General features: G+C 50.6%; 31 protein-coding genes. 7 read left to right on the top strand and 24 right to left on the bottom strand.

Features of this window, described 5'->3' with window-relative positions:
• Positions 1-14 precede the first annotated feature (14 nt).
• The 5 genes from AN963_RS22785 to dinB all read right to left on the bottom strand — a co-directional run bounded on the left by AN963_RS22785 (position 15) and on the right by dinB (position 3123).
• Complete coding sequence (locus AN963_RS22785; RefSeq protein WP_327977405.1) at positions 15-299, bottom strand: spore coat protein CotJB; 285 nt, start codon at positions 297-299, stop codon at positions 15-17.
• A 146-nt stretch (positions 300-445) separates the two neighbouring features.
• Positions 446-727 carry a hypothetical protein gene (locus tag AN963_RS22780; RefSeq protein ID WP_055746843.1) on the bottom strand — a complete coding sequence of 94 codons (282 nt, stop codon included), beginning with the start codon at positions 725-727 and terminating at the stop codon, positions 446-448.
• Positions 728-1145: 418 nt separating this feature from the next.
• Entirely contained in the window at positions 1146-1496 is a 351-nt protein-coding gene (locus AN963_RS22775; protein ID WP_055746842.1) for a YolD-like family protein, read from the bottom strand.
• Positions 1493-1885 carry a hypothetical protein gene (locus tag AN963_RS22770; RefSeq protein ID WP_236708061.1) on the bottom strand — a complete coding sequence of 131 codons (393 nt, stop codon included), beginning with the start codon at positions 1883-1885 and terminating at the stop codon, positions 1493-1495. The genes AN963_RS22775 and AN963_RS22770 overlap by 4 nt, the downstream gene beginning before the upstream one ends.
• Positions 1882-3123 carry a DNA polymerase IV gene (dinB, locus tag AN963_RS22765; RefSeq protein ID WP_055746841.1) on the bottom strand — a complete coding sequence of 414 codons (1242 nt, stop codon included), beginning with the start codon at positions 3121-3123 and terminating at the stop codon, positions 1882-1884. The genes AN963_RS22770 and dinB overlap by 4 nt, the downstream gene beginning before the upstream one ends.
• Positions 3124-3377: 254 nt before the next feature.
• On the opposite strand from dinB, the gene AN963_RS22760 reads away from it, so the two are divergent.
• Genes AN963_RS22760 through AN963_RS32120 form a run of 3 tightly spaced genes read left to right on the top strand, consistent with a single transcriptional unit; the run spans position 3378 to position 4257 of the window.
• A complete protein-coding gene (locus AN963_RS22760) occupies positions 3378-3773 on the top strand; it encodes a VOC family protein (protein ID WP_055746840.1) in 396 nt (131 codons plus the stop codon).
• Positions 3770-3994 carry a hypothetical protein gene (locus AN963_RS32125; protein ID WP_236708060.1) on the top strand — a complete coding sequence of 75 codons (225 nt, stop codon included), beginning with the start codon at positions 3770-3772 and terminating at the stop codon, positions 3992-3994. Before AN963_RS22760 ends, AN963_RS32125 begins: the two co-directional genes overlap by 4 nt.
• On the top strand, positions 3946-4257 hold the full coding sequence (locus tag AN963_RS32120; RefSeq protein WP_330218860.1) for a GNAT family N-acetyltransferase: 312 nt from the start codon (positions 3946-3948) through the stop codon (positions 4255-4257). The genes AN963_RS32125 and AN963_RS32120 overlap by 49 nt, the downstream gene beginning before the upstream one ends.
• Here AN963_RS32120 and AN963_RS22750 read toward each other — a convergent pair.
• The 4 genes from AN963_RS22750 to sdaAB all read right to left on the bottom strand — a co-directional run bounded on the left by AN963_RS22750 (position 4254) and on the right by sdaAB (position 9636).
• The gene (locus tag AN963_RS22750) at positions 4254-5828 is read right to left on the bottom strand and encodes a hypothetical protein (protein ID WP_152985717.1); all 1575 of its coding nucleotides are present in this window, start codon (positions 5826-5828) and stop codon (positions 4254-4256) included. The two genes, AN963_RS32120 and AN963_RS22750, sit on opposite strands and share 4 nt — an antisense overlap.
• Positions 5829-5974: 146 nt before the next feature.
• Positions 5975-8029, bottom strand: coding sequence for an ATP-dependent DNA helicase RecG (recG, locus tag AN963_RS22745; protein ID WP_055746838.1), 2055 nt, complete (start codon positions 8027-8029; stop codon positions 5975-5977).
• Positions 8029-8913, bottom strand: a complete 885-nt coding sequence (sdaAA, locus tag AN963_RS22740) for an L-serine ammonia-lyase, iron-sulfur-dependent, subunit alpha (protein ID WP_055746837.1) — start codon at positions 8911-8913, stop codon at positions 8029-8031. The genes recG and sdaAA overlap by 1 nt, the downstream gene beginning before the upstream one ends.
• A gap of 57 nt (positions 8914-8970) precedes the next feature.
• Positions 8971-9636: an L-serine ammonia-lyase, iron-sulfur-dependent subunit beta gene (sdaAB, locus tag AN963_RS22735; RefSeq protein WP_055746836.1), complete on the bottom strand. Its 666-nt coding sequence runs from the start codon at positions 9634-9636 to the stop codon at positions 8971-8973.
• 237 nt (positions 9637-9873) lie between these two features.
• Here sdaAB and AN963_RS22730 point away from each other — a divergent pair, with 237 nt between their 5' ends.
• Positions 9874-10422, top strand: coding sequence for a GNAT family N-acetyltransferase (locus AN963_RS22730; protein ID WP_055746835.1), 549 nt, complete (start codon positions 9874-9876; stop codon positions 10420-10422).
• A 55-nt stretch (positions 10423-10477) separates the two neighbouring features.
• Here AN963_RS22730 and AN963_RS22725 read toward each other — a convergent pair whose 3' ends face one another.
• Genes AN963_RS22725 through AN963_RS22715 form a run of 3 tightly spaced genes read right to left on the bottom strand, consistent with a single transcriptional unit; the run spans position 10478 to position 13433 of the window.
• Positions 10478-11332, bottom strand: a complete 855-nt coding sequence (locus AN963_RS22725) for a DegV family protein (protein WP_055746834.1) — start codon at positions 11330-11332, stop codon at positions 10478-10480.
• Positions 11333-11353: 21 nt separating this feature from the next.
• Positions 11354-13051 (bottom strand): DAK2 domain-containing protein, encoded by a 1698-nt coding sequence (locus AN963_RS22720; RefSeq protein WP_055746833.1) that lies wholly within the window; start codon positions 13049-13051, stop codon positions 11354-11356.
• A gap of 16 nt (positions 13052-13067) precedes the next feature.
• Positions 13068-13433, bottom strand: a complete 366-nt coding sequence (locus AN963_RS22715; protein ID WP_055746832.1) for an Asp23/Gls24 family envelope stress response protein — start codon at positions 13431-13433, stop codon at positions 13068-13070.
• A gap of 353 nt (positions 13434-13786) precedes the next feature.
• Between AN963_RS22715 and rpmB the strand changes: the two genes are divergently transcribed.
• On the top strand, positions 13787-13975 hold the full coding sequence (rpmB, locus tag AN963_RS22710; RefSeq protein WP_005831020.1) for a 50S ribosomal protein L28: 189 nt from the start codon (positions 13787-13789) through the stop codon (positions 13973-13975).
• 92 nt (positions 13976-14067) lie between these two features.
• Here the strand turns inward: rpmB and spoVM are convergent, their stop codons facing one another.
• The 6 genes from spoVM to AN963_RS22685 form a co-directional block, all read right to left on the bottom strand.
• Positions 14068-14151, bottom strand: coding sequence for a stage V sporulation protein SpoVM (spoVM, locus tag AN963_RS22705; protein WP_055746831.1), 84 nt, complete (start codon positions 14149-14151; stop codon positions 14068-14070).
• Between the two features lie 20 nt (positions 14152-14171).
• The gene (locus tag AN963_RS31595) at positions 14172-14348 is read right to left on the bottom strand and encodes a hypothetical protein (protein WP_169791939.1); all 177 of its coding nucleotides are present in this window, start codon (positions 14346-14348) and stop codon (positions 14172-14174) included.
• Positions 14349-14561: 213 nt separating this feature from the next.
• On the bottom strand, positions 14562-15122 hold the full coding sequence (thiT, locus tag AN963_RS22700) for an energy-coupled thiamine transporter ThiT (protein ID WP_055746830.1): 561 nt from the start codon (positions 15120-15122) through the stop codon (positions 14562-14564).
• Between the two features lie 137 nt (positions 15123-15259).
• Positions 15260-15982, bottom strand: coding sequence for an amino acid ABC transporter ATP-binding protein (locus tag AN963_RS22695; protein WP_055746829.1), 723 nt, complete (start codon positions 15980-15982; stop codon positions 15260-15262).
• Positions 15975-16634 (bottom strand): amino acid ABC transporter permease, encoded by a 660-nt coding sequence (locus AN963_RS22690; RefSeq protein ID WP_055746828.1) that lies wholly within the window; start codon positions 16632-16634, stop codon positions 15975-15977. Before AN963_RS22690 ends, AN963_RS22695 begins: the two co-directional genes overlap by 8 nt.
• Before the next feature lie 60 nt (positions 16635-16694).
• Complete coding sequence (locus AN963_RS22685) at positions 16695-17522, bottom strand: transporter substrate-binding domain-containing protein (RefSeq protein WP_055746827.1); 828 nt, start codon at positions 17520-17522, stop codon at positions 16695-16697.
• Between the two features lie 341 nt (positions 17523-17863).
• Here AN963_RS22685 and AN963_RS22680 point away from each other — a divergent pair, with 341 nt between their 5' ends.
• Together AN963_RS22680 and AN963_RS22675 are read left to right on the top strand one after the other, a co-directional pair.
• The gene (locus AN963_RS22680) at positions 17864-18994 is read left to right on the top strand and encodes a M20 family metallopeptidase (protein ID WP_055746826.1); all 1131 of its coding nucleotides are present in this window, start codon (positions 17864-17866) and stop codon (positions 18992-18994) included.
• A gap of 116 nt (positions 18995-19110) precedes the next feature.
• Positions 19111-19548, top strand: a complete 438-nt coding sequence (locus tag AN963_RS22675) for an RDD family protein (protein ID WP_055746825.1) — start codon at positions 19111-19113, stop codon at positions 19546-19548.
• A 97-nt stretch (positions 19549-19645) separates the two neighbouring features.
• Here the strand turns inward: AN963_RS22675 and rpe are convergent, their stop codons facing one another.
• From rpe to rsmB, 6 genes are all read right to left on the bottom strand, one after another.
• Complete coding sequence (gene rpe / locus AN963_RS22670) at positions 19646-20293, bottom strand: ribulose-phosphate 3-epimerase (protein WP_055746824.1); 648 nt, start codon at positions 20291-20293, stop codon at positions 19646-19648.
• On the bottom strand, positions 20287-21177 hold the full coding sequence (gene rsgA / locus AN963_RS22665; RefSeq protein ID WP_055746823.1) for a ribosome small subunit-dependent GTPase A: 891 nt from the start codon (positions 21175-21177) through the stop codon (positions 20287-20289). Before rsgA ends, rpe begins: the two co-directional genes overlap by 7 nt.
• A gap of 18 nt (positions 21178-21195) precedes the next feature.
• On the bottom strand, positions 21196-23178 hold the full coding sequence (pknB, locus tag AN963_RS22660) for a Stk1 family PASTA domain-containing Ser/Thr kinase (protein WP_055746822.1): 1983 nt from the start codon (positions 23176-23178) through the stop codon (positions 21196-21198).
• 5 nt (positions 23179-23183) lie between these two features.
• Positions 23184-23939, bottom strand: a complete 756-nt coding sequence (locus AN963_RS22655) for a Stp1/IreP family PP2C-type Ser/Thr phosphatase (protein WP_055746821.1) — start codon at positions 23937-23939, stop codon at positions 23184-23186.
• Positions 23940-23943: 4 nt separating this feature from the next.
• Positions 23944-25014 (bottom strand): 23S rRNA (adenine(2503)-C(2))-methyltransferase RlmN, encoded by a 1071-nt coding sequence (rlmN, locus tag AN963_RS22650; RefSeq protein WP_055746820.1) that lies wholly within the window; start codon positions 25012-25014, stop codon positions 23944-23946.
• A gap of 197 nt (positions 25015-25211) precedes the next feature.
• Positions 25212-26558, bottom strand: coding sequence for a 16S rRNA (cytosine(967)-C(5))-methyltransferase RsmB (gene rsmB, locus AN963_RS22645; RefSeq protein ID WP_055746819.1), 1347 nt, complete (start codon positions 26556-26558; stop codon positions 25212-25214).
• Between the last annotated feature and the right edge of the window lie 2 nt (positions 26559-26560).

Genomic DNA, 26560 nt, shown 5'->3' with positions numbered 1-26560 from the left:
CCTGTCACCCTTCCTCAATACTCAATTTCCCATGGCCACGGTGTCTTGTGCCATACCCAGCGGTCTTGGGACGAGGAGTTGCCGTAGTGCATCAGCGGTCCGCGCTCCTTTTCGTACGCTTGTTTCAATTGCCTCAGCTGCTCGGACAATTCTTTGTACTGCTTCACGGCACGCTGGTCGTCCGGATTCATGTCCAAATACAACTGCAGCTCCACGAGTGCAAACTGGACTTCCTGCAATCTTCTCAGCGTATTGCCGTATGTCATAGCTGTTGTCTCCTCCTGTTGCCTGTTTGCCATGCGTCTCACGTACTCCCTGGGACGAGCAAACAGACACGTTCTCCTTCTATCACCGTATGCACATAGGCATTTGACGGTCCCTCTTTCTTGGGCAAACAAAAAACCTTTCCGAGTAGGAAAGGCTGCTCTGATTATTCGATTTACTATTACTGGTTCGCTACTTTTTCTTTGCTCTTGGTAACAATGTGGTGACCGATCGGCAAACCACGTTGTTCCAGCTCAGCGGCGGTTAGAATATGGAGCGTCTCACTTTTACACGGCATTGGCATCAAACCGCCCAAAGGACTCATCACTCTTCCAATCGTATCGGTCTCGATGAGCACGTACAGTCCTTTTTCCTCCAATTGTTGAATAAATTCACCCCAACGCTTGGAAGTAATCTGATCCGCGTGCTTGGTGAACATGACACCCATTTCTTGTGCTAACATTTCCAGTCCCCTTTGCCCTATCCCTTAGATATCTGCTTTAAAAGATATCCTAACAATACAGGGAAACCTCCCGTTCTTGCAAAATCCATGTCGGCCAAAAAATCGCGAAAAACGGTTGTTTTCGACCGGTTTTCGTTTCAGGAATCACGCCTCGTCACCACGCACGCCATTTGTTCATTCAGACTCGGTTTTTTGCCGCTTGCCTTTTTGCAAATGGCCCAAGTTTGTCGATTTCTTGAATGATTTTGAAGCAATTACTGGAAGGCTGCTATGAAAACCTCTATCGTGGCCTGCTCTAGGAGGAGCGACCGCGTTTTAGTGGAAAGTTTTACCGTAGTGATGCCAGATGCGGACGCTGAGGCACTTTGCCATACGCTCCGGAATCCATAAGCGTTTACACTTATAAATTCCTATACGTTCAAAAACCGGCTGCCAGCTCCACCTGCAGTAACCGCGCAAACGAAATCCAATGGATATCAGTGCCAGCACGCAGCTTGATCCGTCGCTTTTCCTGATCAATATGAACGACGTGAGCGGACAAACGACGTGGCTGCTGTCCGTCGTAGTAGGTTACAGTCAGGCCACTCCCCGTCTGGAACGCTTGCCATACCCGCTCACTCATCTCTCCCAGCTGTTCCTGATCCAGCTGCGGCGGTAGATAGCGGCGCTCCTCTTCCTTGATCCGTGCGTACAATTCCCGGTGCTCGGGCAAAACGAATCGGCTAGAAGCAAACAGATTATCCTTTTTAGACACACGCGTCTCCCTCATGGTGTCTTCTCTCCTCGCTGATATTGTGCAATCCATTGACCGACGAGCTCCTGGCATTCGGCCCGCAAGATCTCGATCGAATAGATCGCCTCGCGTAAATACCCGCGCTGCCGATAATGCACGACGTAGACATGCCCCTGTCTTCGGTAGCTGACCACCACACATCCTTGCTGGTGCAATAGACGCCGCAGCTGGTGATGCTGCCGCTCTGCCCAACGGGAGATCTCCAGGAATAGCCAATCAAAAACAGCCTGATAGGACAGCTTCAGTCGCACCACCCGCACCTCTCCCAAATCCACCATGGCGGCGCGAAACAAGATGCCAAACAGAATATACAGGCGCATCATCTCCTGTTCCCCTTCTGCTGACCACACCTGTTGTTCGGTCACTTGTAATGCCCCCCGATCTTACGGGCGCGCTCTTTCGCCTGACCTGCTCCCAGCAGAGAAGCTGCTCGCAGGATCGCGTCCTGACCGTAACGGGTACGGATGTCATCCATCGCATGGGCGAGCGAGCGACGTTTGTGATTATCGGTAAACAGATTGAGCTGCAGGACATTGTCTGGCACCAGCTGGCCTAGCGTGACGCCAATACTGCGCACGGGGGTCTCTTGCCAGTGTCGGTCAAAGAGGCAAGCGGCTGCTTCATACAGCGTCATCGCATCGTTGGTCTGCTCCTCCAGCTTCATCTGTCGGCCAAACCCTGTCATCACATCGAAATCAGCTCCACGACAGCCGACAGACAGCACAGAGCCCATCAGTTCCTTGCTCCGCGCTCGACGGCACACCTCTTCACACAGCTCCAACAGCACGACCTTGATTTCAGCGCCCGTATGGTAATCCCGTGGCAGTGTCATATGATGGCCGATCCCTTTTTGCGTATCGTACGTATTCAATGAAACGGGCGAATCATCCAGCCCCTGGGCTGTACGCCACAGCACCTCGCCATTCACTCCGAAGCGGCGGGTAAGCACGGTCGGTGCCAGCTCCGCCAGCTGCCGGATCTGATAGACCCCCATGCGATGAAAATGACGCTTCATCCGCGAGCCTACCCCAAACAGCTTTTCAATCGGCAGCTTCCAGAGCGTGTCGGCCAACTCCTCTCGCTTGAGCCAAAAGACGCCCTCTTCCCGCTTCTTGGCGAAGTTGTCACAAGCCATTTTGGCCAATACCTTATTTTCTCCAATTCCAACCCGGCAGTTAATCCCGGTCTCCAGCCAGACACGCCGCCGTATTTGCGCAGCCATCTGCAACGCATCGCCAAACAGGTGCACGCTGCCCGTCACATCGAGAAACTGTTCGTCAATCGAATACGGCTCTACCTTATCCGTAAACGCCTCAAAAATTTGGGTAATCTGCATCGAGATGCGGATGTACATTTCCATCCGCGGGCGAACTACCACGAGGTTGCGGCACTTTTGCTGCGCCTGCCATAAGGCTTCTGCCGTGACCACGCCATACGATTTGGCAATCGGGCACGCCGCCAGCACCACCCCGCTGCGCCTTTCCGGATCCCCCGCTACGACGATCGGTTGGTTTCTCAGCTGCGGATTGGCCGCTTTCTCGATGCTGGCATAAAAGCTCTGCATATCGACCAAAAAAACGATCCGTTTGTTCGCATTGGCCATATTGCCATCCCCTTAATCATTAGAAAACTTGGTTACGCCAAGCCTTTGGCGGAGCCTTAGAATCTTATAAATCCTCATCTTCAGAACAAGTGTTCGCAATTCCTTTTGTTCTTAGTATAGCAAACAAACGTTCGCTTTTATACCCCTTCCCTACAAAAATGTTCTGGTAAATTTTTCTTGGTCCCAGCAGGGATTCAAAACGCCTGGGCGAATCCAGTACAAAAAGCTGGCGAGCTATGAACCAGGTGAATGCTATGACAACTTCTCCACTGTTCTCCGCGATCGGCGCTGTATTCGTACCTGTTCAGCACATAGAGGCAGCCCGCGACTGGTATTGCCGACTCCTCGGCATTCCCGCTAACCAGGACATCTTGTTCGGGCATCTGTACTGCATCCCGATGCAAAATGGCCTCACGCTCATTCTGGACAGCAAAATTTTCTCTGAGAAGTCCCCTAGTGATGCCCCGCTGTTTCATTTCAACACACAGGATATTGAGGCCGCTTACCGCTATTTTCAAGAAAATGGCGTGGAACTGGTGAGCGCAATCGAAAATGGGCACTGGTTCACCTTTCGTGACCCCGACCACAACCTGCTGATGGGTATGCAAATGCTAACAGCGGGTACTGAGAAAAAAGGAGAACACTCATGACGATCACGTTGCGTCCAACAAAAGAAACGGATATCTCATTTGTAATGGAGCTCGAGCACGCGCCAGAAAACAGCCCATATCTGCTCCCCTGGCAGCCAGAACGCCATCAGGAACCATTGACCGCCACCGACATCCGTCACCTCATCGTTGAACAACAGAAACAGGCCAACCCATCGGATATGTCATCCTCGCAGGGCTGGCCCAATCACATGATTCCATAGAACTGATGCGAATTACAGTAGCCGTCAAGGGCAAAGGCTACGGTCGGGCAGTCTTGCACCAAGTCAAGCACGGGGCATTCTCAGAACGAAAAGCCAACCGCCTCTGGCTGGATGTCAAAGAGACGAACGAGCGCGCCCTCCAGCTGTACCTGTCAGAAGGCTTCCGTGTCGAAAGTACCTTGCGGGAATGCCTGAAAACAGGCGACGTATACGGATCAGTGATCGTCCTGTCGATGCTCCGTAGAGAGTATGCGAGCAGCTAATTCGCCAAATCTTGCTCACTTTGCACGAATAACCATTTGCCGTCCTGACTCGCCCCAAATACCCCGAATCCATGAGGCAACCCTTCCAGAATCACACGCTCCTGGCGCTGGTCAGCGTCAAAAATAATCAGCGATTCCGTGGATGGTTTGCCTTCCTTTCCTTCTTCCCACTTGGCGTAGGCCAACAGATGGGTCCCAGGTATCCAAATCCCCCAGCGTTCAAATTCCCTGATCGGATTGGTTCCTTGGTACAGTCCGCCATTAAAGTACATTTGATACTTCCCGTCATCCGACTGATAATAGCCCGACCACGAATCCTGGGCAACAGGCGGATTCCAGCTGATCACCTTTTCTGCTTTCCAGTCGTAGCGCTGACGAATTTCATTGAGACTATCCGCGTTTTCCCGCATCATAAAAGTCGCGTAACGCCCATCGTCGTCAAATATCACGGGCAAGATCACACCGTCAGACTCACTCGTCGGGATCGTCCCTTTCACCACACCCGGCATGCGTCGCTCGCTTCCGGTTTCCAGATCCGAGATGACGAGATCCAGATTCTTCTGCTGCTCAGCAGCTCCCACTGCCATCAATACGTATCGTCGATCATGGCTAAAGCTGGCTCCATGCACGAAGCCCTTCACATCGACGGGAACCGTCCACTCGCTCTCAGGGACTTGCACACCTTTTTCCGGCTTGGCATAGAAAAAACCACGTCGATCCGCCACAAAAGCCCCTTTTCCCCGATAGTTCACAGTGAGCTCAATCGGATAACGGATCAGCTCCTTTTTGTTCAAATCATAGACGGCATACAGAGGAATATAGCGAGCATCGCATTCACAATATCGTCGATAGCGGTATGCGAGCAAAAATCTGTGTTCGTTATCCAATACATTCGAAACGAAGTAAGGAGCGGTAAAGGCCGTCAGCTTTTCTTTCGGAGCTCCGTCCAGGGAAATCTGCCAGATCTGACTCGGAACCAGGACAAGGGCATAAAACGCGAGCTCCTCTCCGATCTCCTTTCCTTTGAGAGTCTTGGAGCCTGCCGCATCCAATACGTACTCAGGTCCTGCCCGATCGACCTCTGGCAGGGTTGTCAAGGTCGCCAGTACGTGCAGCTGCCTGTCGTTGACCCAATGAAATGAAAAGACAGGCTCTACGTAGTGCACGGCAGGCTTTTCCTTAGCATGCAGGCGAATCGCCGCCTCTACACTGGAACGGTCCATAGGTTCACGGAAAAAGAATGTGTACGCCTGCGGAGCGGTCCCCACAGTGGTGCGCATGGGGGAATGAAGCTGAGGTTCTTCATCTAGCTGAATTCGCACGTCTTCTTTCATCGCATCATAGTTGTACGGGATCTCCTCGCGACGCCACTCCACGGAGGCCGGAGATGGCGTAGGAGACGGAGCAGGTTCAGTAGTAACGGGAGAAGGCTCGGGAGCAGGAGGAGAAGCAGGTTCCACAGTGCTAGGTGATCCACTCCTGATCGGACTACTTCCCATGCTACATCCCGTAAAGGACAGTACCGCTACAAAAAGCAAAAGACCCAAGGGAACAAAGCGAAACAAACGCATGAAAAAACCGCCCCTTTTTCTCATCTTTAAATTTTCCTAATATTGTAAATGACGTTGCTCATACGATGTTCGTTTCTATTTATACAAAAAAGAGCCCCCTCTGTTGATCCCAGAGAAGGCTCTGCCACGTCTATTTCAACGTTCATTTAGTCAAACACGATGCCGTCCAGCACACCCTCGCGCTTTAAATACTCCCGCAACCAATGGTACTGAGGATCTCGCCAAAAAACACTGTCCGCCACGAGCTTGGCAGTTTCCTGTCGAGCCACCTCCAGCGCCTTGTAGTCGCTCAAGAGATCCGCGACTTTAAACTCAGGAATACCGCTCTGCTTGGTGCCGAAGAAATCTCCGGGTCCACGCAATTCCAGATCGCGCTGGGACAGCTCAAAGCCATCCGTCGTCTCGCACATGACGCGCATCCGTTCTTTCCCGATTTCCGACTTGGGATCCGCAATCAGCACGCAGTAGGACTGTTCAGAGCCACGGCCCACGCGTCCACGCAATTGGTGCAGCTGAGCAAGACCAAAGCGCTCTGCGTCATAGATGACCATGTAGGTGGCATTCGGGACGTTTACCCCGACCTCAACGACCGTAGTGGAAACGAGCACGGCATGTTCCCCTGCGAGAAAGGCCTGCATCACCGCATCCTTTTCCTTGGCAGGCAAGCGACCGTGCATCAGGCCAACGCCAAACTCGGGAAAAACGTGCGTGAGCTGAGCATGCACGTCAATCGCGTTTTGTACGTCCAGCTTTTCCGACTCTTCAATCAGCGGACAAATGACGTACGCCTGTCGTCCTTTACGCAGCTCATCGCGCATCTGCTCCAGAACAGCGGGAAACTGATCGTGCTTTTTCCACGTCGTCTCAATCGGCTTGCGTCCTGCTGGCATCTGGTCGATCGTAGAGACATCCATATCGCCGAACGCCGTGATCGCTAGCGTCCTCGGAATCGGTGTCGCCGTCATGAACAACACGTCAGGAGCCAGGCCTTTATTTCGCAAAATCCGCCGCTGCTCGACACCAAACCGATGCTGCTCGTCCGTGATGACCAGCCCCAGTCGTGAAAAAAACACATCCTCCTGAATCAAGGCATGTGTACCGACGATGACATCGATGAGACCCATCTGCAGTGACCCGATGACTTCGCGCCTCCGTTTGGCCGTGAGCGATCCCGACAGCAGAGCAACCTCGATGCCGTACGGGGACAACAGACTTGTCAGTGACTGGACATGCTGCTCCGCCAAGATTTCGGTCGGCACCATCAGTGCTCCCTGGAATCCCGCCTTCACAGCAGCAATCAGTGCGATGGCCGCCACAACCGTTTTCCCTGAACCTACGTCTCCCTGCAGCAGACGATTCATCGCATTCGGCGAACGCATATCATCTAAAATTTCCTTCACGACCCGTTTTTGCGCATCCGTGAGCGGAAACGGCAAAGAAGCAACAAACTGGCGGACCTCCTCCATGGGGATGGACAAGGCCATTCCTTCTGTCTGCTGCCGGTTCACGCGGCGCAACGTTTGCATTTTCAGCTGGAACAGGAACAGCTCTTCGAACATGATCCTTCGGCGCGCTTGTCTCCCCACTTCCGCATTTTCCGGAAAGTGAATAGAGTGGAATGCTTCAATACGCGGCATCAGCCGGTAACGCTCCACAATGTCAGGGGGCAAGATTTCCGGTATATCCTGACTGTACTGACGCAAGGCCAGCTGAATCGTTTTGCGGAGCAGATTGTGGGTGACATCCCCACCTAGCGGATAGACAGGAGCCAGCTCACCTCGTTTGGCAGCCCGCTCTGAATCGACCTCCGTCATTTCGTTGACCGTGACTTGTAGCTTGTGCTTGTCCCATTTACCTGTAATGAGAATTTCCTTGCCTGGCGACAGTCTGGTTTTCACGAACGTCTGGTTGAACCATACCGCGGTGACCACCACCCGGTCCATGACTACCTTGACGGAAATGCGCGATTTGCCTTTTCCATAAAAACGAACAGAGGGTTCGCCGTAAACCGTTCCTGCCAGCGTGACCCTCTCTCCGTCTTTCACTTCTGTCAAATCACGCACGCGGTAGTCTTCATACCGGGTCGGGAAGTATTCCAGGAGATCTCCTACATTGTGGATCCCCAAGCCGGCAAAAGCTTTCGCCCGTTCTTCCCCTACCCCGTGCAGCTGGGAGACGGGAGCTTGATAAGCCGTCGTCATTACTTGTCCAATCGTACGCCGAAGATCTTGGCTTCGATTTGGCGCCCTGTCTGAGTCGCGGCCAGTCCGCCCTGGGCCGTCTCTTTGAGTGTCGTCGGCATCGCGCATCCGATCCGATACATCGCTTCGATGACTTCGTCTGTCGGGATGACACTCTTGATTCCCGCCAATGCCATGTCAGCCGCTACGGTTGCAATAGCTGCTCCCATTGCGTTTCGCTTGACACAAGGCACCTCCACCAGTCCGGCTACGGGGTCACAGACCAGACCGAGCATGTTTTTCAAAGCGATCGCTACCGCTTGTGCCGATTCCTCGGGCGTTCCTCCGGCCATTTCCACGATCGCTGCCGCTGCCATCGCTGTCGCCGAACCGACTTCAGCCTGACAGCCTCCTGCCGCACCGGAAATAAACGCGTTGTTGGCGATACAATAGCCAATCGCCCCTGCGGCGAACAGGTAGTTGACCATGTCCTCGCGGGAAGGCTGCAGCTTGTCAGACACGGCAAACAACGTACCAGGAACGATCCCACAAGCTCCTGCCGTCGGTGTCGCCACGATTGTCCCCATCGCTGCATTGACTTCATTCACTGCCACAGACATCGAGACGGCATTCAACAGCGTCGGTCCCGATAAAAAGGGCTTGTTCTTCATATATTCCTGCAGCTTTTTCGCGTCTCCGCCCGTCAATCCGCTATGAGAGCGGATATCCTCTGTCAGGCCTCGGCGAACGGCTTTTTCCATTACGTCCAGATTCGCGTACATTTCCTCCATGATGGCTTCCCGACTGCGCTGGGACACTTCCATCTCGGCTTCGATCATCACTTGTGAGATTTTCTTGCCTTGTGATTCCGCCAATTCAACCAGTTCAGCTACATTGCGAAACATCTCGTTGATTCACTCCTCTACTCCCGCTATTTTCGTTTGAGCACATTTCGTATTCCGCTAGTTCAACGAAAGCAGGGAAACGTCAAATACATAAGGAATCTGCCGGATTTCTTCCAACACTTCCACAGAAACGGGTGCATCTGTCTCAATTGCCATCAGGGCGCGAGAGCCTCGATCGTGACGAGAAACCTCCATGAGCCCCACGTTGATCCGATGCTGAGTTAATACCTTAGCCACAGCGGCGATCATCCCGAAGCGATCCTCATGCAACACCAGCATGGTCGGACTATCAAAGCCCAACTGCAAGGTAAAGCCGTTCACTTCCAAGACTTCGATCTTGCCCCCACCGATGGAAACGCCGACCACTTCGATCGTCGCTTGGTCATCGGACAGCTTGATTCGTGCCGTATTGGGGTGCTCTGTCAAAATTTCGGATGTAGTCAAACTCACTTCCATCCCTGCCTTTTCGGCAATGACAAGTGAATTCTTCAAGCGCAAGTCAGACGTGTCAAAATCGAGAATACCAGCGACTGTCGCGACGTCAGAGCCATGACCCTTGTACGTCTTAGCGAACGATCCGTAAAAGGTGATCTCCGCTCGCTTTGGCTGTTTTCCAAACAGCTTGCGCGCCACCCTGCCGATGCGTGCTGCACCTGCTGTATGGGAACTTGACGGTCCAACCATGATTGGACCGATAATATCAAATACGCTTTTGTACTTCAACCGGTTCTCCTCCTGTTATCGCAAGGGGTTCAACAAGATTCACTCTCATTGTATCCTACCGCTTCTGAAAGCGCTATAGGTTTCACTTCTAGGCAGATAGTTAGAATGAATACGAAAACACAGTCTAGATCCTATTTCTTGAAAATAACTGGTTGAACAAAGAAGAATAGAAAATTATAATAGTACGACACTTCTCCCTAGTTTTTACCATTCAATGAAACGGAAATGAGGAATCACATGATCATTACCAATCAAGAATATAATGTGAATGGACGGGCATATACCATTCGATCCGCCGTCGAGAAAGATGCACCAGCGTTGTCTGATGTACGACTACAGATCGATGGAGAGACGGAAAATCTGGACAGAGAGCAAGGAGAGGCGTTCATCGATTCACCTGGATTCGAACAGATCATCAAAACAGACACGGAGAATCCACGGAACTTGTTTTTAGTGGCTGTCGTAGATGATCGGATCGTCGGGTTTTCCCGTTGCGAAGGAAATCATTTAAAAAGATTCGCTCATAAAGTTGAATTTGGCGTATGCGTCTTACAAGACTTTTGGGGATATGGGATTGGGAAAAAACTTTTAAAAGAATCTATTTCTTGGGCTGACTCCACTGGCATTAAAAAAATCACGTTGAATGTTTTAGAAACAAACGATAAGGCCGTGAAGCTCTATCAAAAGCTTGGCTTTGAGATCGAGGGTGTGTTAAAGAACGATAAGGTTCTTTCTGACGGTAACTACTATCACACTATGGTGATGGGCAGATTTCATGAATTATAAGCAAGCACGAAAAAAAGACACTTACCAACGAACTCTGGCAAGTGTCTTTTTTCTATTAGCCCTTCATCATCAGAATCCCGATCAAACCTGGTCCGGTGTGGGTGCCAATTACCGGTCCGACCTCTTCTAAATGAGCGTCAGCTACTTGAAACTCTTGTTTGATCCGTTCCAATATTTCCGCAGCCTGATCCGGTACGGAACTATGTAAAACCCCTACCTTCACTGGCTTTCCCTGTGAGTACTCCTGGAATAATTCCAGTACGCGATTAATCGCTTTTTTAGTACCCCTCACCTTGTCAAAGGCGGTGACATAACCAGCTGGATCCAACGTCAAAATCGGTTTGATGTTTAGCAAAGAGCCAATCACCGCTGCCGCACGCCCGATCCGTCCGCCTTTTTGCAAGAACTCCAGCGTATCAACGATAAAGTAGACTTGCACTTCATCCAGATAGCGGTCAATCATATCGAGGATCTGCTGCTTGCTCTTGCCTTCTTGAGCAGCCTTTGCCGCATCCACACAGATCATCCCATGCACGTAGGATGCTTTACGCGAATCGATAACAGTGATGTCGATGCTCTCTTCCAGCATAGACTTGGCGATCATCGCGGATTGGTAAGTACCGGACAATGCAGCAGACAGCATGATGGCGATAATCTGCACATCTTTTCCATACTGTTCGTAAATCGCCTTGTAAGCTTCCGCAAACTCCAATGGAGAAGGCTGCGAGGTAGTCGGCAACACACTCGATTGCTTCAGCTTTTCAAAAAAAGCGGTGGAGGAAATCGTGACTCCGTCTTGATAGGTTTCCGATCCGAACATAACCTTCAGCGGTACAGCCACGATTCCCAAAGATTGCCGCACAGACGCATCAATATCTGATGCACTGTCGGTAAGAATCACGATTGGCATACACGAGCGCTCCTCTCACAATTACTCAACAGAAAAGATGAACGGATATAGAGGCTGACCGCCATCCTGGATTTCGACTTCCACATCCGGATATGCGTCTGCCAATGCCGCCTCTAGAGCTTCTGCCTGTTCTTGTGTCGCCCCTTCTCCCAAGAACATGGTGACGATCTCTGCATCCTCGTCCACCAATTCCAAGAGGAGTGTCACTGCACTTGCCATCAAGTCTGGACCAGCTGTGACTATTTCCTTTTCAGCAATCCCGATATAGTCGCCCTCTTTGATCTCTACATCGCCCATGCGCGTATCGCGAACGGCGTTCGTAACCATTCCTGTCTTTACGGAAGCAATGGCTTTCTTCATCGCAGTCGTGTTGGCTTCGATCTCTGCCGCTCCATTGAAAGCGACCAATGCCGCCAAGCCTTGAGGAATACTCTTGCTCGGAATGACTGAAACGGAACCCTCAGACAACTCCGCTGCCTGCCCGGCAGCCATGACGATATTGCTGTTATTCGGCAGGATGATGATCTCGTTGGCATGCAGTCCCTTGATGGCGTTCAAGAAATCCTCCGTACTCGGATTCATCGTTTGTCCGCCTTCGACGACTACGTGCACACCCATACTGCGCAAAATCTTGGCGATCCCCTCCCCAGCGGCAACCGCAATCAAACCGTAAGAAAGCGCTTCAGCCTGTGGAGCAACAGCTACAGCATGTTGCACCTTACTCTCTTCTGCTTTGAGAATATTGGCATGCTGTTCGCGCATGTTTTCAATTTTTAGGCGATGAAGGCTTCCGAATTGCTGTGCGTATTGCAGCACGTTGCCGGGATGCTCCGCGTGAATGTGTACCTTTACGACTTCATCATCGGATACAACCAGCAAGGAGTCACCCATTTGGTCTAATTGACTGCGGAAAAGCCCCTCTGAGAATGGCTTTTTGTTAGGCTCGGTGCTATGGGCGATATGGACCATAAACTCCGTGCAGTAACCAAAGGTAATGTCTTCCGTTCTCATATGGATTTGCGCATGCTGCTCGTGAACCAACTTGTCCAGGTCAGCCTCTTTCAGCTCTACCTTCGGCTTTTGCTGGATGTCCTCCAGTGCTTCGCCGCGCAGCGCGCGCAAAAATCCTTCGTAAATAAACAACAGTCCTTGTCCACCTGAATCGACGACGCCTACCTCTTTGAGGACTGGCAGCATCTCAGGCGTGCGCAGCAGAGTCGCCTGCGCCTGTTCATACGTTTTTTCCATGACGACTACAATATCGTCCGTCGTGCGAGCTGCACGGACAGCCAGATCGGCTGCCTCTCGGGCGACTGTGAGAATCGTCCCCTCGACCGGTTTCATGACAGCTTGATAGGCTGAATCCACCCCGGATTTTAATGCCTCGGCAAACTGGCGAGAGTTTATGAGCTCTTTCCCGTTTACTGCTTTACTAAAGCCCCGGAACAATTGGGATAAAATGACTCCAGAGTTGCCGCGCGCTCCCATCAACAAGCCTTTGGCCAATGCGGAAGCCGCTTCTGTGATGCGAGGAGATTCCTTGCGTTTCAATTCCTCCACACCTGATGTAAGCGTCAAATTCATGTTTGTCCCAGTATCTCCATCGGGTACGGGAAAGACGTTCAATCCATCCACCACTTTGACGTTTTCAGACAAAAGGTTTGCCCCAAGGTAAACCATCCGGCTAAAAAGCACGCCATCAAGACGCGTATGTACCAACTGATGTTCCTCCTTATTATGTATCCCTGTCTGTACGTACTCCCTGCACGAAAATATTCACGGCAGTGACATCGATTCCAACGGTTTGCTCCAAGGTATAACGAACGCGACGCTGTACATTACCCGCAACCTCGGAAATTTTAACGCCATAGCTGACGACGATATGCATGTCCAATGTTACTTCGCTGTTCTGATTGTGAACGACAACCCCTTTACTCAGGTTATCTCGTCCCAGCAGCTCGGCAATTCCATCCTTTAGCGCTTTTCTAGGAGACATTCCCACAAGGCCGAAGACTTCCATAGCGGCGCCTCCCGCAATCCGAGCGATCACTTCTTCTGTAACATCTATTTTCCCCAGAGATGTACTCATTTCAACTGTCATGCAAGGACTCCTCCTCTTTTCAACAGCTTGATCGCTTTGGTAAGCGTAAACATGCTTCATATAATTCTACACTAACAAATTGAAGAAATGAAGCGTTTTGTCGAATAAGAAAACCATTATCGAGGCATTCACAAGGATGAGCGAGCGCAATTTCGTGGAAAGTTATTATGCGCTCCAGAATTCATAAGTGTCTACGCTTATAAATTCTTATACGTTCAGAAAGGAAAGAAGGAAGACAGGGCTTTTCCTCATGTCAAGTATTGCAATTGACAGCACTCGTGTGCTACTATGGTTGAGTATTTGTGTTCCCTTTATAGGGAATTCCGTTAGATGCAACAAGGAGGTGGATCGTAATGGCACGTCGTTGCTTTGTAACTGGTAAATCTGCTAAAGCAGGAAACGCTCGCTCCCACTCCATGCGCGCAACTCGCCGCACTTGGGGTGTTAACGTACAAAAAGTGCGCATTCTTGTAAATGGTAAACCAAAGCGCGTTTATGTAAGTACCCGAGCACTGAAATCCGGACTCGTAACTCGCGTGTAGTCTTCTCTACAACGCGAAAAAAAGCACCCTCGAGGTGCTTTTTTGCATTTCCGACGTTCCACTCTTTCCCTCAGGAGGCCGAGGCGACGCCGTCATTTTTTCTTGTTGAATGCCTCTATGATGCCGCGAACCATGCCACCTAGGAACTTCGGCAACTTGATGGTGTAAAACCGCATGCTACCCCTCCTCACCGAAATTACTTCACATGATACAAAAGCCAGCCAGCCCCCATGAGTGCCAACGATAACAGGCTATACCAAACCCACGGAGGTGCCATGTACAGGAAGATGGTAATACCTCCGACAGCCAACGCAACCCCGAGAACACGTCGCAAGGCGCCCCCCTGTCGCAGGCGATAGGAGCGCAATCCCATTCATACCGCACCTCCTTCAGGTGTTCTCCCAAACGTGCATATTACATCATATTCTGCTGTCGGATAAACATGTATCCTGCCATACGAAAAAGTATAAACGCACCACTGGCAGCATGAGCCCGTATGAGCGCTATGAAAAGTACAAAAAAATCAGGCAACACAATTGCTGCCTGAATACAGTATGCACAAATTCTCAGCAATATGCGTGTCCAGTTATGCCAATCGGTCTCGAGTCGGAAATAACAGCGAAGACGCACTGGTGAGCACGACCGTGAGAACCGCTCCCGCAATGATCATCTCTGGAAGCAGGTACGTAATGTTGTACACGAAGGAATACAAGGCGACAGGCGTCCCCTCTGGAGCATACTGACCAAACCAGACGATTCCCGAGATAAAATGGCAGACGAACCTACCCAGGACTCCGAGTAACAGCCCGCTCCACAATACCATGATGCGGCTAGACTTCGATTCAAAGCCAGACAAGCGAACCAGCCCAACCAGGCCCAATGCCGCGAAAGCAAGAGGATAATCCAGCAATAATTGCAACGGATGCACAACCGTGCTACCAAACAAAAGCTGCAAGACCCCCACTACCAGACCCGTGACGATCCCCGAAAACATGCCTCGACGAACCGCGATCAGCGCGATAGGCACCATGACCAACGATACAGATCCACCCTGCGGCATATCAAATACCTTGATCTGACTGAAAACGAGCGCCAGAGCCGCCATCATCGCCATTTCCAACCATGTCAACAGTCGTAATCGATCCAAAACACTCACTCCTTCTACCAGAAATAACATGAAAATAAAGGCAAAACCTGCACGGCTGTTACTGATTCTAGACCATCTCCCGAGTACAGTCAAAAAGAAAAGTCACGACCACTACGAGCGGCCGCGACTCCTTTTGCCTATCGAACTTTTTCCAAGAATTGCTTGGCCCTTTCGCTCTGCGGATTTTGAAAGAACTCCTTGGGCGGTGTCTCTTCGATGATTTGGCCGTGATCAATAAACAGGATGCGATCAGAGACCTCCTCAGCAAACCTCATTTCATGCGTCACGATCGCCATGGTCATTCCTGTATGAGCCAGGCCCTTCATGACCTCCAGTACTTCCTTGACCATCTCCGGGTCAAGAGCCGAGGTAGGCTCGTCGAACAGCATGATTTCGGGTTCCATGACGAGGGAACGTGCGATAGCAACACGCTGCTTTTGACCCCCGGACAGGCGAGATGGATATACATCCGCCTTGTCAGACAAGCCGACTCGATTCAGCAGCTCTTTCGCTTTTGTCTCTGCCTGTGCCTTGGACATCCCTTTGACCTTGATCGGTGCATACGTCAAATTGTTTAAAACCGTCATATGCGGAAAGAGATGAAAGTGCTGAAAGACCATCCCGATCTTTTGGCGGATTTTCAATACGTCCGCTTTCGGTGCCGTAATATCTTGTCCATCGATGATAATCGAACCAGTCGTTGGGATCTCCAACAAATTCATGCAGCGCAAAAGGGTCGACTTCCCTGAGCCAGACGGTCCGATGATCGCTACGACTTCCCCTTTTCTTATCTCGGTCGTCATTCCTTTTAACACTTCGAGCTGACCAAACGACTTGGTAATGTTATTGATCTTAATCACTGCGTCTCATCCTCCGTTCCAGCACGCGCGCCACCCAGGTCAAGAGCATGACCATGACATAGTAAAGGACACCGGCAATGATATACGGCTCAAAATACCGGAAGATCGCCCCTTTCACTACATTGGCGTTTTGCAGAATGTCAGCGAGACCGATCGTAGAAACGAGAGCGGATTCTTTCAAGAGCGCGATCGTTTCATTCACCAGTGCAGGCAAAATGTTTTTGATCCCCTGCGGCAAAATAATGTCCATCATCATACGGCGATAGGGAACACCAAGAGCTTTTGCCGCCTCCCACTGTCCTTTGTCTACCGCGAGAATTCCACCCCGGATCGTCTCGGATATGTACGCACCAGAGTTTAGCGTAAACGTCAATACGGCTGCTTCCAGCTGAGAGATGTTATACCCCGTCAGCTGTGGCGTAGCGAAGTAGACAAATGTCAGCTGCAAGATCAAAGGCGTACCGCGAAATACAGATGTGTAGGCAATAGCCAGCCAATTGAGCGGACCGAATTTGGAAATTTTAATGAGTGCCAGTACGGAACCCCAAATAAATCCTAAAACTACGGAAAGCAATGTGACGAGTAATGTGACCTTTATCCCCTGTAAAATAAAAGGGATATAGGGCACAATCTGTGCAAAATCCAAATTCATGCCCTTTCCCACCCCTTGCTACCAATCATAGAATGTCGTGCAATCAAACGAGCCTGACGATTATTGACCAAACCATTTTTTGATCAGCTTGTCCATCTCGCCATTTTCCTGCATCTTTTTGATGACTTGGTTAAATTCGGTTACGTGTGTCGAGCCTTTCGGGAAAGCGATCGCAGATCCGTTTTTCTCTTCGCTTTCGATCGTGGTGTATTGCAGACCTGGGTTGCTCTCTACAAAGCCTTTTGCAACCGTATCTTCGAGGATAGCAGCATCCACGCGTCCAGTCTTCACTTCTTCAATGATTTCTCCGGTTTTATTCAATGAGGTGATTTGCAGACCAGTAGCTGTTTTTGCCAGCTCTTTGGCAGCGGATTCTTGAATGGAACCGAGTTGTACCGCTACTTTTTTACCAGCCAGCTGGTCTGGCTTTGTCAGGTTGCTCTCTTTTTTGGAGACAATCGTATTTTTCGCATCGTAGTAGATCTCGGAGAAATCCACGTTCTTTTGGCGCTCGGGAGTCGGTGTCATCCCAGCCATTACGAAGTCCGCACGATTGGTTTGCAGCGCAGGCACCAATCCATCAAAGTTCATATCATTGACTTGTACTTCGTATCCGAGCTCTTTTCCAATGTACTTCGCGAGATCCACATCAAAGCCAACAATTTCATCCTTGCCGCTCGTCAGATCGTGGTATTCATATGGCTTGTAGTCGGCCGATGTAGCCATGGTCAGGGTCTTTTTCTCACCGCTTGGTTGCTGTTGTCCTGCTTGTGGTTGAGCAGGAGTCTGACCCGCGCCGGATTGATTGCCAGTACCGCAGCCTGCCATCATAGTAGCAGCCAAAAGGGAAGTGAGTGCAATGGAAAAGATCGACATTTGTTTTTTCATCGTGGTACCCCCGTTAGAATTGTCGTTAGAATCAGGTAGAAAATATAGGCGCCAAGATCGAGAGGATTTATATTACTCGACAACTTATATTTATACAGGATAATGATTATTTTAATCAATTAATGAACAATTTCAATCTTTTTTTACTCATAATTTAAATACCCAATATACAGAATTTTATTCACAAATCAAATACGAGAGATTTCCCCTCTCTCTCCCTTAGTTCTTTTGTAGTATGTCCCATTTTTATCGTTTCCGTCTGTGAAATTGTACTTTTCTCTGGCGAAAATGCAGCTAAAGAATTATAGTGCATATGAAATCATCATGGAGGAGGAAAAATGATGGCTACCAATTGGACTGTCCATTACCAGCAAAAGCTCCCCGATATTCTCGCAGAGCTGCGCACATACGTAGAAATGGAAACTCCCACTCACGATAAGCAAGCCGTAGATCACCTGGGCGTATTTATCGCAGATCGCTTCCGCTCACTCGGGTGTAAAGTCGATATCATTCCTCAGTCTACATACGGAAATCAATTGCGGGTGGAATACGGAGAAGGCGATGAACAGATCATGGTGCTCGGTCACTTTGACACCGTGAAGGAGCTGGGCACACTCGTACGCGAGCCCTGGAAAATCGAGGATGGGCGGGTATTTGGACCGGGAACGTACGATATGAAGGCGGGCATTATCTTCTGCTATTTCGCGCTGAAGACAATCGTCGAAGAAAACATTCCGCTAAAAAGTAAGCTCGTCTTTTTCTGGAATACCGATGAGGAAATTGGCAGCGTATCGTCGGAGAAATGGATTCGCGAGGAAGCGAGACGAAGTAAGTGTGCGCTTGTGATCGAGCCTGCCGCTGGAGACGGATCGCTGAAAACGAGCCGTAAAGGCGGTGGAGAGTTTGTATTAAAGGTCACGGGTCGTGCCGCCCATGCTGGAAATGATCATGCCCTGGGAGTAAATGCCATCGAAGAGATTGCCCACCACGTGATTGCCATTCAATCCTTTACCGATTATGATGCAGGCACGACGCTCTCTGTCGGCACGATCCGTGGGGGAAGCGTCTCCAACGTCATTCCTGACTATGTCGAAGCGGACATCGATGTCCGCATCAGTACAAGTGAAGAAGCTGAGAGAATCACCACCCTCATGAATCAGCTCTCGCCTGTTCTACATGGTGCGCAATTGACCGTGGAAGGCGGAATCACGAAGCCCCCTATGGAGAGAACCAGTGGGACAGAAGAGCTATTTTTACAAGCTCAGGCTCAGGCACAGCTAGAAGGATTTACTTTGACGGAACGTGGGGTCGGCGGGACCAGCGATGGGAATTTCGCCGCAGACGAAGGGACTCCTACCCTCGATGGACTAGGGCCTGTAGGCGACGGGGCACACGCCTCCCATGAGCATGTCGTCATCGATGCTATCCCGGGCCGCATCGCGGTGCTGCTACGTCTATTCAGCAGCTTGTAATTTTTGATATTCGATTGGACAACACTCCGCCCATCTCGTGGCGGAGTTTTCTTTTGCTCTACTTTCGGCCAGTAAGTCATATACATTCCCTATCGAAAGGGAAGGAGCAAAAGATGATGGAGAACGAAAAACCGTTACCGAGCAATGCAGTTGGCTTTTGGCGTCGCTTAGGAGCGAGCTTGCTGGATGGATTGATTATCGGTATACCTCTTGCCCTTATCTCTTATTCCATAACGGGTGATACGAAGGGAAACCTGTTTACGAATCTGGTGTCAATCCTCTACAGCATCTTATTGCCTGTATTCTGGTATGGATTCACCATCGGGAAAAGGATTATGGGGGTACGGATCGTAAAGCTGGATGGCGAACAAGTGGGATTTGGTACCATGCTACTGCGAGCTGTAATTGGTATCTGGCTTATTTATACCGTCACACTCGGCCTCGGTGCGATCATCAGTGCAATCATGGTTGGTGTCCGGAAAGATAAGCGGGCGATTCACGATTTGATTGCAGGTACGTATGTCACTTCTGATCCACCAAAAACGGGGCTGTAATCGGTCTGTGCGGCACATAGAAAACATACAAAAGCCATCCCTGATGCGGTCAAGGGATGGCTTTATTGGCTTTATGAAAGTCTTTAAAGAATCACGACTACCCGCGAATGGCAGCAATCGCCTGAGCGCGGTCTTTTTGGTTGAACACAGCATTTCCTGCAACCAGGACTGTCGCACCGGCTTCCTCACACAAACGTGCAGTTTCCGTATTCACTCCGCCATCGATCTCGATCTCTACATGCCCCAGGCCGCGTTCGTTTAGCATGCGACGCAGCTCCTTGATCTTCGGTACCACGTTGTGAATAAATTTCTGTCCACCAAAACCAGGGTTAACAGTCATCAGGAGCACCATATCCAGATCGGAGAGGACATGCTCGATCGTCGCCAAAGACGTAGCTGGATTCAAGACGACACCTGCCTTAACACCTTGTTCCTTGATCAAATGGAGGGTGCGGTGCAAATGGCGGCACGCTTCCTGATGAACGGTGATCCAGTCCGCTCCACTCTTCGCGAACTGGGGAATGTAACGGTCCGGTTCCTCGATCATCAGATGTACGTCGAGCGGCAATTTAGTCACTGGGCGAATCGCATCCACGATCAACGGCCCAATCGTGATGTTTGGAACAAAATGTCCATCCATGACATCAACGTGAATCCAGTCTGCTCCTCCCCGTTCGACATCCTGTATCTCTTCTCCCAATCTAGCAAAATCTGCTGATAGGATCGAAGGTGCGATTTTTACCATGGTTTATTCCTCCGTTGATATTCTTTCAGCTCTTCTCGGAATTGCAAGTAGTTTTCATACCGCTCTTTGCTCAGTTCCCCTGATTCGACTGCATCCTGAACAGCGCATGACGGTTCTGTGACATGCAAACAACCTCGGAACTTGCAATCGGGAGCGCGGTCCGAGAAGTCCCGGAACGCTTCAGCCAGATCCAGCTCCGTCAAATCCATGAATTCCAGGGAACTGAAGCCTGGCGTATCCGCTACATATCCCCCACCATCCAAAGCAATGAGCTCCACGTGACGAGTCGTATGCTTCCCACGCCCCAGCTTTTCGCTGACATCGCCTGTCTGCAAGCTGACCCCCGGGAATAACGCATTGATCAGGGATGATTTCCCAACGCCAGACTGTCCAGCGAAGACAGAGATCCGATCGTGCAAAATGTCGCGAACCTCCTGCAAACCCCGTTGCTGCTTTGTGGATGTCGGGATGACAGTGTACCCAATCGCTTCGTATTTTTGAACGACGGCCGCAACCTCTTCTTCAGACACCTGATCGGCTTTTGACAGGATGATGACCGAGTCGATTCCTGCCTTCTCGGTATGCACCAAAAACTTGTCCAGCAGAAGTGCACTAAACGCCGGCTTGTACATCGAAAAGACGAGTACCGCCTGATCCACATTGGAAATGGGCGGACGAACCAGCTCGCTGGTCCTCTCACCCACCTCCATGACATACCCTTCTTCTTCGTTGATCGCATCGTAGACTACCCAGTCGCCTACGAGCGGATTCACCTTTGCTCCCTTTTTCTTGAAAAGCCCACGCGCACGACAACTGAAAATACGTCCTTCATCGGCGACGTAGTAGAACCCGCTCAAAGCTTTCACAATCCGTCCTTCTGGCATTCATGTCCCTCCATATACTTATGGCAAGCTGCTGTACGAAATCGGAATGGTCTGGTATTCCACATACTCATTTTTCGTAGGATCCTTCTTAAACACCTTGATGACGGCATCTTTTTGCGGTGACAAGACTACCGGGACATCGTACTCTTTGCTCTCGGTAATCGTCTCTTTAAAGACCTGTGTATCTCCACGAGAATCACTTACTTCGATTTTGATCTCCGCAGTCTCTCCTGGAACGACTTCTACATACACAGGTGCATTGGCGAGCTTCGCATCCTGAGGATACTGACCGTTACTCACGGTAAGTGGGATCGCGACCCCTTTTTGGACGTTCATGCCTACTTCGTAAGGATGCGTCGAGAGTACGACTCCCGCTTTATCGTACTTAAAGCTCGGTTCTTCTTTGATCTCCCCGATAGCAAGTCCGAGCTTAAACAGCTCTACCCGTGCTTGCTCCATGGTTTTTCCGGTAACGTCAGGCATCTTTACATAAGCTTTGCCTTTACTTACCGTCACGCGCACACTGTCTTTCGTCGGGAATACGTTCGTGGTTGCTTCTGGCGATTGGCCAATGACCTCGCCTGCTTCCGCCTTGTCATCCTCGACTTCTTCAAAGGTGATATTTTCCGTTTTGAAGCCCAGTTGCTTCAATGTTTGCTCAGCAACCGTACGGGACAAGGAGACAAGATTTGGCATAGGTACCGGCTGCTGCCCTTTACTCACATAGAGCGTCACGATAGCCTTTTCCTTTAAACGCATGGGCGGTGCCGGATCTTGCCTAATGACCATGCCTTTTTCGATCGTGTCATTGGCTTCCTCGACGATATTCGCGACCAGATTGGCATCCTCGATCTTTTTCTGTGCCAAGGTTACTTCTGTTCCTTCTACATAAGGAACCTGGACCTCTGGCACCGATGGGAAGACATTCAACAAGAAGTTGAATCCGAAGAACGCCAGCACGAGAAACAGACCGATACCAGCAGCCCAAAACAAGGTTTTCATCCACCATTTTTTCTGCGGCTTCTGCTCTTCGTCGTCATCACGTTGCTGCTCGTAGCGACTTCTCGTTCCGCCGCCAGTCCGGCCATTTCCATGGTTGTCGAGCATGTCCTGCGTAATGATCGGCACCACGCGAGTCATCTCTTCATCCTCAGGGAAGGTGAGCTTTTCCTCGTTCAAGCGCTCTGGAAAAAGGCATGTCTCCAAATCTTCAAGCATTTCACGCGCAGACGAATAGCGCAGGAAAGGATCCTTCACCAAGGCTTTGAGAATGACATTTTCCACGCTTTGCGGGATAGCCGGGTTTACTTGACGAGGCTCCGGCAGAGGTTCCTGCAAGTGCTTGAGAGCTACGGAAATTGGCGAATCACCCGAAAACGGCAACTCTCCTGTCACCATCTCATACAGCACGATCCCCAGCGAGTAAATATCTGACTTTTCCCCTGTGATACCGCCTCTTGCCTGTTCGGGAGAAAAATAATGAACCGAGCCCAGCATGGCATTTGTATGGGTAATGGTTGTAGAAGTCACTGCACGGGCAATCCCGAAGTCTGTCACTTTCACTCGTCCATTTTTCCCAATCATGATGTTGTGCGGCTTAATATCTCTGTGAATGATCTGATTTTGATGGGCGTGGTCGAGCGCATCGCAAATTTGTTCAGCGATCCTCACCGCTTCTTCCACAGGCAGAGCTCCTCGCTGAATAATAACTTCTTTCAGCGTGTAGCCTTCTATGTATTCCATCACCATGTAATGGGTATCGCCTTCTTGTCCGACATCGTAAACCCCGACCACATTGGGGTGAGACAGGCTTGCAACCGCCTGCGCTTCCCGTCTGAACCGGTTTACGAAGTCTTCGTCCGTTCCGAATTGTGAACGCAAAACTTTCACCGCAACTGGACGATTCAAAATCAAATCCTTGGCTTTGTATACGATAGCCATACCACCCCCGCCGACGCGGGCTTCCAGTTGGTACCGCCCTCCAAGCCGTTGACCTTCCATCTCTCTCACCCCTCTTTCTCACTGGAGTCGGGCATGTTACGGACAGCAACCAGCGTAATATTGTCCTGCCCACCAGCGGCCAGTGCCTCTTGCACCAGGCCGTCTACCTTCTCCTGCAGAGATGTCTTTTTCTGTAGCCACTCTTCCATAACAGAAGGAGGAACTTTATCACTCAACCCATCGGAACAGATCAAAACGACATCGCCCGGTTCCCAATCAAACTGGTCCAGGTCGATGAGTACATCCGGTTCCGTCCCCAATGAACGCATGATGACATTGCGATGCGGATGCACAGCCGCTTCTTCGGGCGTAATTTGCCCGCTTTTGACCAGCTCGTTCACCAAGGAATGGTCTTCCGTCTTCATCACTAGACCATCAGCCCCGAATTTGTACAGACGGCTATCTCCAATGTGCGCCGTCATAACAGCACTCGGCCTAAACAAGGCAGCGATCGTTGTCGTCCCCATCCCACTGCATTCCGGGTGTTCCAAAGCGTACTCGTACACTTCCTTGTTGGCGAGGAGGACCGCATTCATCAGCTGTTCACGTACGTCCTCCCCTTCCAGCTCACCATCGATGTGACGCAGTTCTTTTACTATTCGCTCAACAGCGAGGCGGCTGGCAATTTCTCCTGCCTCATGCCCGCCCATGCCGTCAGCCAAAACAGCGAGGGCGCGTCCGTTCACATCTGCCTCACAGGCATAGTAGTCTTCATTCACGGAACGGACGTGGCCCACATGGGATTTCATTGCAATTTCCATGGTATCACCCCACGGTTTCTTTAGCGTGTTGTGCCCTCAGCTGACCGCATGCAGCTGCGATATCACTGCCTTGCTCCCGTCTGATGGTCACATTGATTCCTTTGTCATCCAAAATGCGTTTGAATTGGAAAATCTCATCCCGTGGCGTGCGGACATAGTCCCGTTCCGGTACGTAGTTCACCGGAATCAGGTTGACGTGACAGAGCATATCCCCGATCAGCTCTGCCAGCTCTTCAGCATGGTGCGGCTGATCGTTCTTGCCACCGAACAGTCCGTATTCAAAGCTGATCCGACGTCCCGTTTTATTGATGTAATGACGGCACGCTTCCATCAGTTGAGCGAGCGGGAAGCCGCGGTTAATCGGCATCAACTGAGATCTCAGCTCTGTATTAGGAGCATGCAAGGAAATAGCCAGGTTGACTTGGCCGCCTCTTTCTGCGAACTCGTAAATCTTTGGTACGATCCCACTGGTAGAGACTGTAATATGACGAGCACCAATGTTCAGACCACGATTGTCGTTGATGACATTCAGAAAAGCCATCAAGCTCTCGAAGTTCTCAAATGGTTCGCCAATCCCCATCACGACCACATGGCTTACGCGTTCTCCCTCTGCATCTAGCTTGCGTTGTGCCATCAATACTTGGGATACGATCTCGCCTGCATCTAGGTTACGCTTCAGCCCGCCAAGCGTGGATGCACAAAAGGTACAACCGATGCGGCAGCCTACCTGTGTCGTCACGCAAATACTGTTCCCGTAGCTATGACGCATGATGACCGTTTCGATGGCGTGTCCATCCACCAGTTGGAACAAGAACTTGATCGTTCCATCTTGGGATTCCTGATGTGTAATTTCCTTTAGTGGATCCATCCGAAACGTGTCTGCCAGCTTTTGACGCAGTTCTTTGGACAGGTTGCTCATCTCGTCAAAAGAAGTCACACGCTTCACGTATAGCCAGTCAAAAACCTGTTGTGCACGAAATGCTTTATCTCCTGCTTCTACGAGCCATTGTTTCATTTCGTCTTGGGTCAAACTGTAAATGAGCGGCTTGGCGCTCGTAAATGTTGTCATTGGCATTGCTGTCTTCACATCCTCAATTCATCGCTAACAACTTTCAGTCATTCTATCATTGTACCTCGCAATGCGCCTCGCTTCAAACGGTTTTGGCATCCAGTCTAGAAATGCGTCACTTTTCCTAGTGTAAACAAATCCGAACGGGCGCAAACAAAGGAAAGGAGTGGCACCATCAAGAAAGGCGCGCCACCCCTTTTTCCTTAGCCTTTTCGACGTAAACGGGCAATAAAGAAGCCGTCACTATCAAAATGATGCGGTAAAATTTGCACGTAAGCACCCGACTCGTCCACCATATCTCTGACGACCTCAGGTAAATCGTCCCGCAACGTAGCGTCCAGAACAAAATCCGGATGCTTGTCTACAAAACGACGGACAATATCCTGGTTTTCCATAGGCTCAATGGTACATGTGCTGTAAACCAGCGTACCTCCAGGAGCCACCAGCTCGGAAAGACTAACCAGAAGCTGATATTGCAATTGTGCGATGGAGCGAACGTCTTCCGGGGTCTTGTTCCACTTTAGATCAGGTTTGCGACGGATCACACCAAAGCCCGTACACGGAGCATCCAGCAAGACCCGATCAAATGTCCCCAATCCTTTTTCCGGGAGATCCAGCGCATCCCCGATGATCGGCTCAATAATGGATATTCCCAGACGTTTAGACGCGCTAACGATCAGATCACGTTTGTGTGGATGCACATCGTTGGCGATGATCGCCCCGCGATTGTCCATCTTTTCTGCCAAGTGCGTCGTCTTTCCTCCAGGTGCTGCGCAAGCATCCAAGACGCGCATTCCTGGCTCAGGCGCCACCGCAGAAGCAACGAGCATAGAACTTTCATCCTGCAACGTGTAGTACCCTTCCTTAAACCAGCGCGTACCCGCTGCATGACCCCCATCCAAAAGGATCCCTTGGTCACTTAAGACAGAAGCCTGCGCATCAATACCTTCTTCACGTAGATTGGTAACGAGCTCGTCCTTTGTGATTTTCATCGGGTTTACACGGATGGACGTATGCGGCGCTCGATTGTTCGCTTCACAAATGGCCTTGGTCTCATCTTCTCCGTAAAGCTTGACCCATTGGCGAACGAGCCATTCCGGATGAGAATGCGTAACGGCAATTTGCCCCGCAGCATCACCCTTTGGCAGTCGTTCCCACACGTCAGGCTGGCGCAAAACGTTGCGCAGTACGCCATTTACCATAGAAGCGATTCCTTGATGCCCGCGCCGCTTGGCGATTTCTACCGCTTCATGAACAGCAGCACGCTCGGGAATCCGATCCAGGAAACGAATCTGGTACAAGCTGAGGAGCAAAAGGTTGCGCACCCAGGTCTGTACCTTTTTTCCGCCTACAAATTGGGACAAAACAAAATCCAGCGTGAGTCTACGCTGAATCGTACCGTACACGAGCTCCGTCACCAGACCGGCATCTGCGGCACTTATTTCTGAGCGATCCAGGACGTTCCTGAGCTCCAGATTACTATATGACTTGTGTTCTTCGACCCGATTCAATACATCTAGGGCGATATCGCGAGCACCTTTTTTTGCCACGG

This window comes from Brevibacillus choshinensis, from assembly GCF_001420695.1.
GTDB lineage: Bacteria > Bacillota > Bacilli > Brevibacillales > Brevibacillaceae > Brevibacillus > Brevibacillus choshinensis.
The sequence above is the reverse complement of the archived record's forward strand: the minus strand, read 5'-3'. Positions and strand labels throughout refer to the sequence as shown.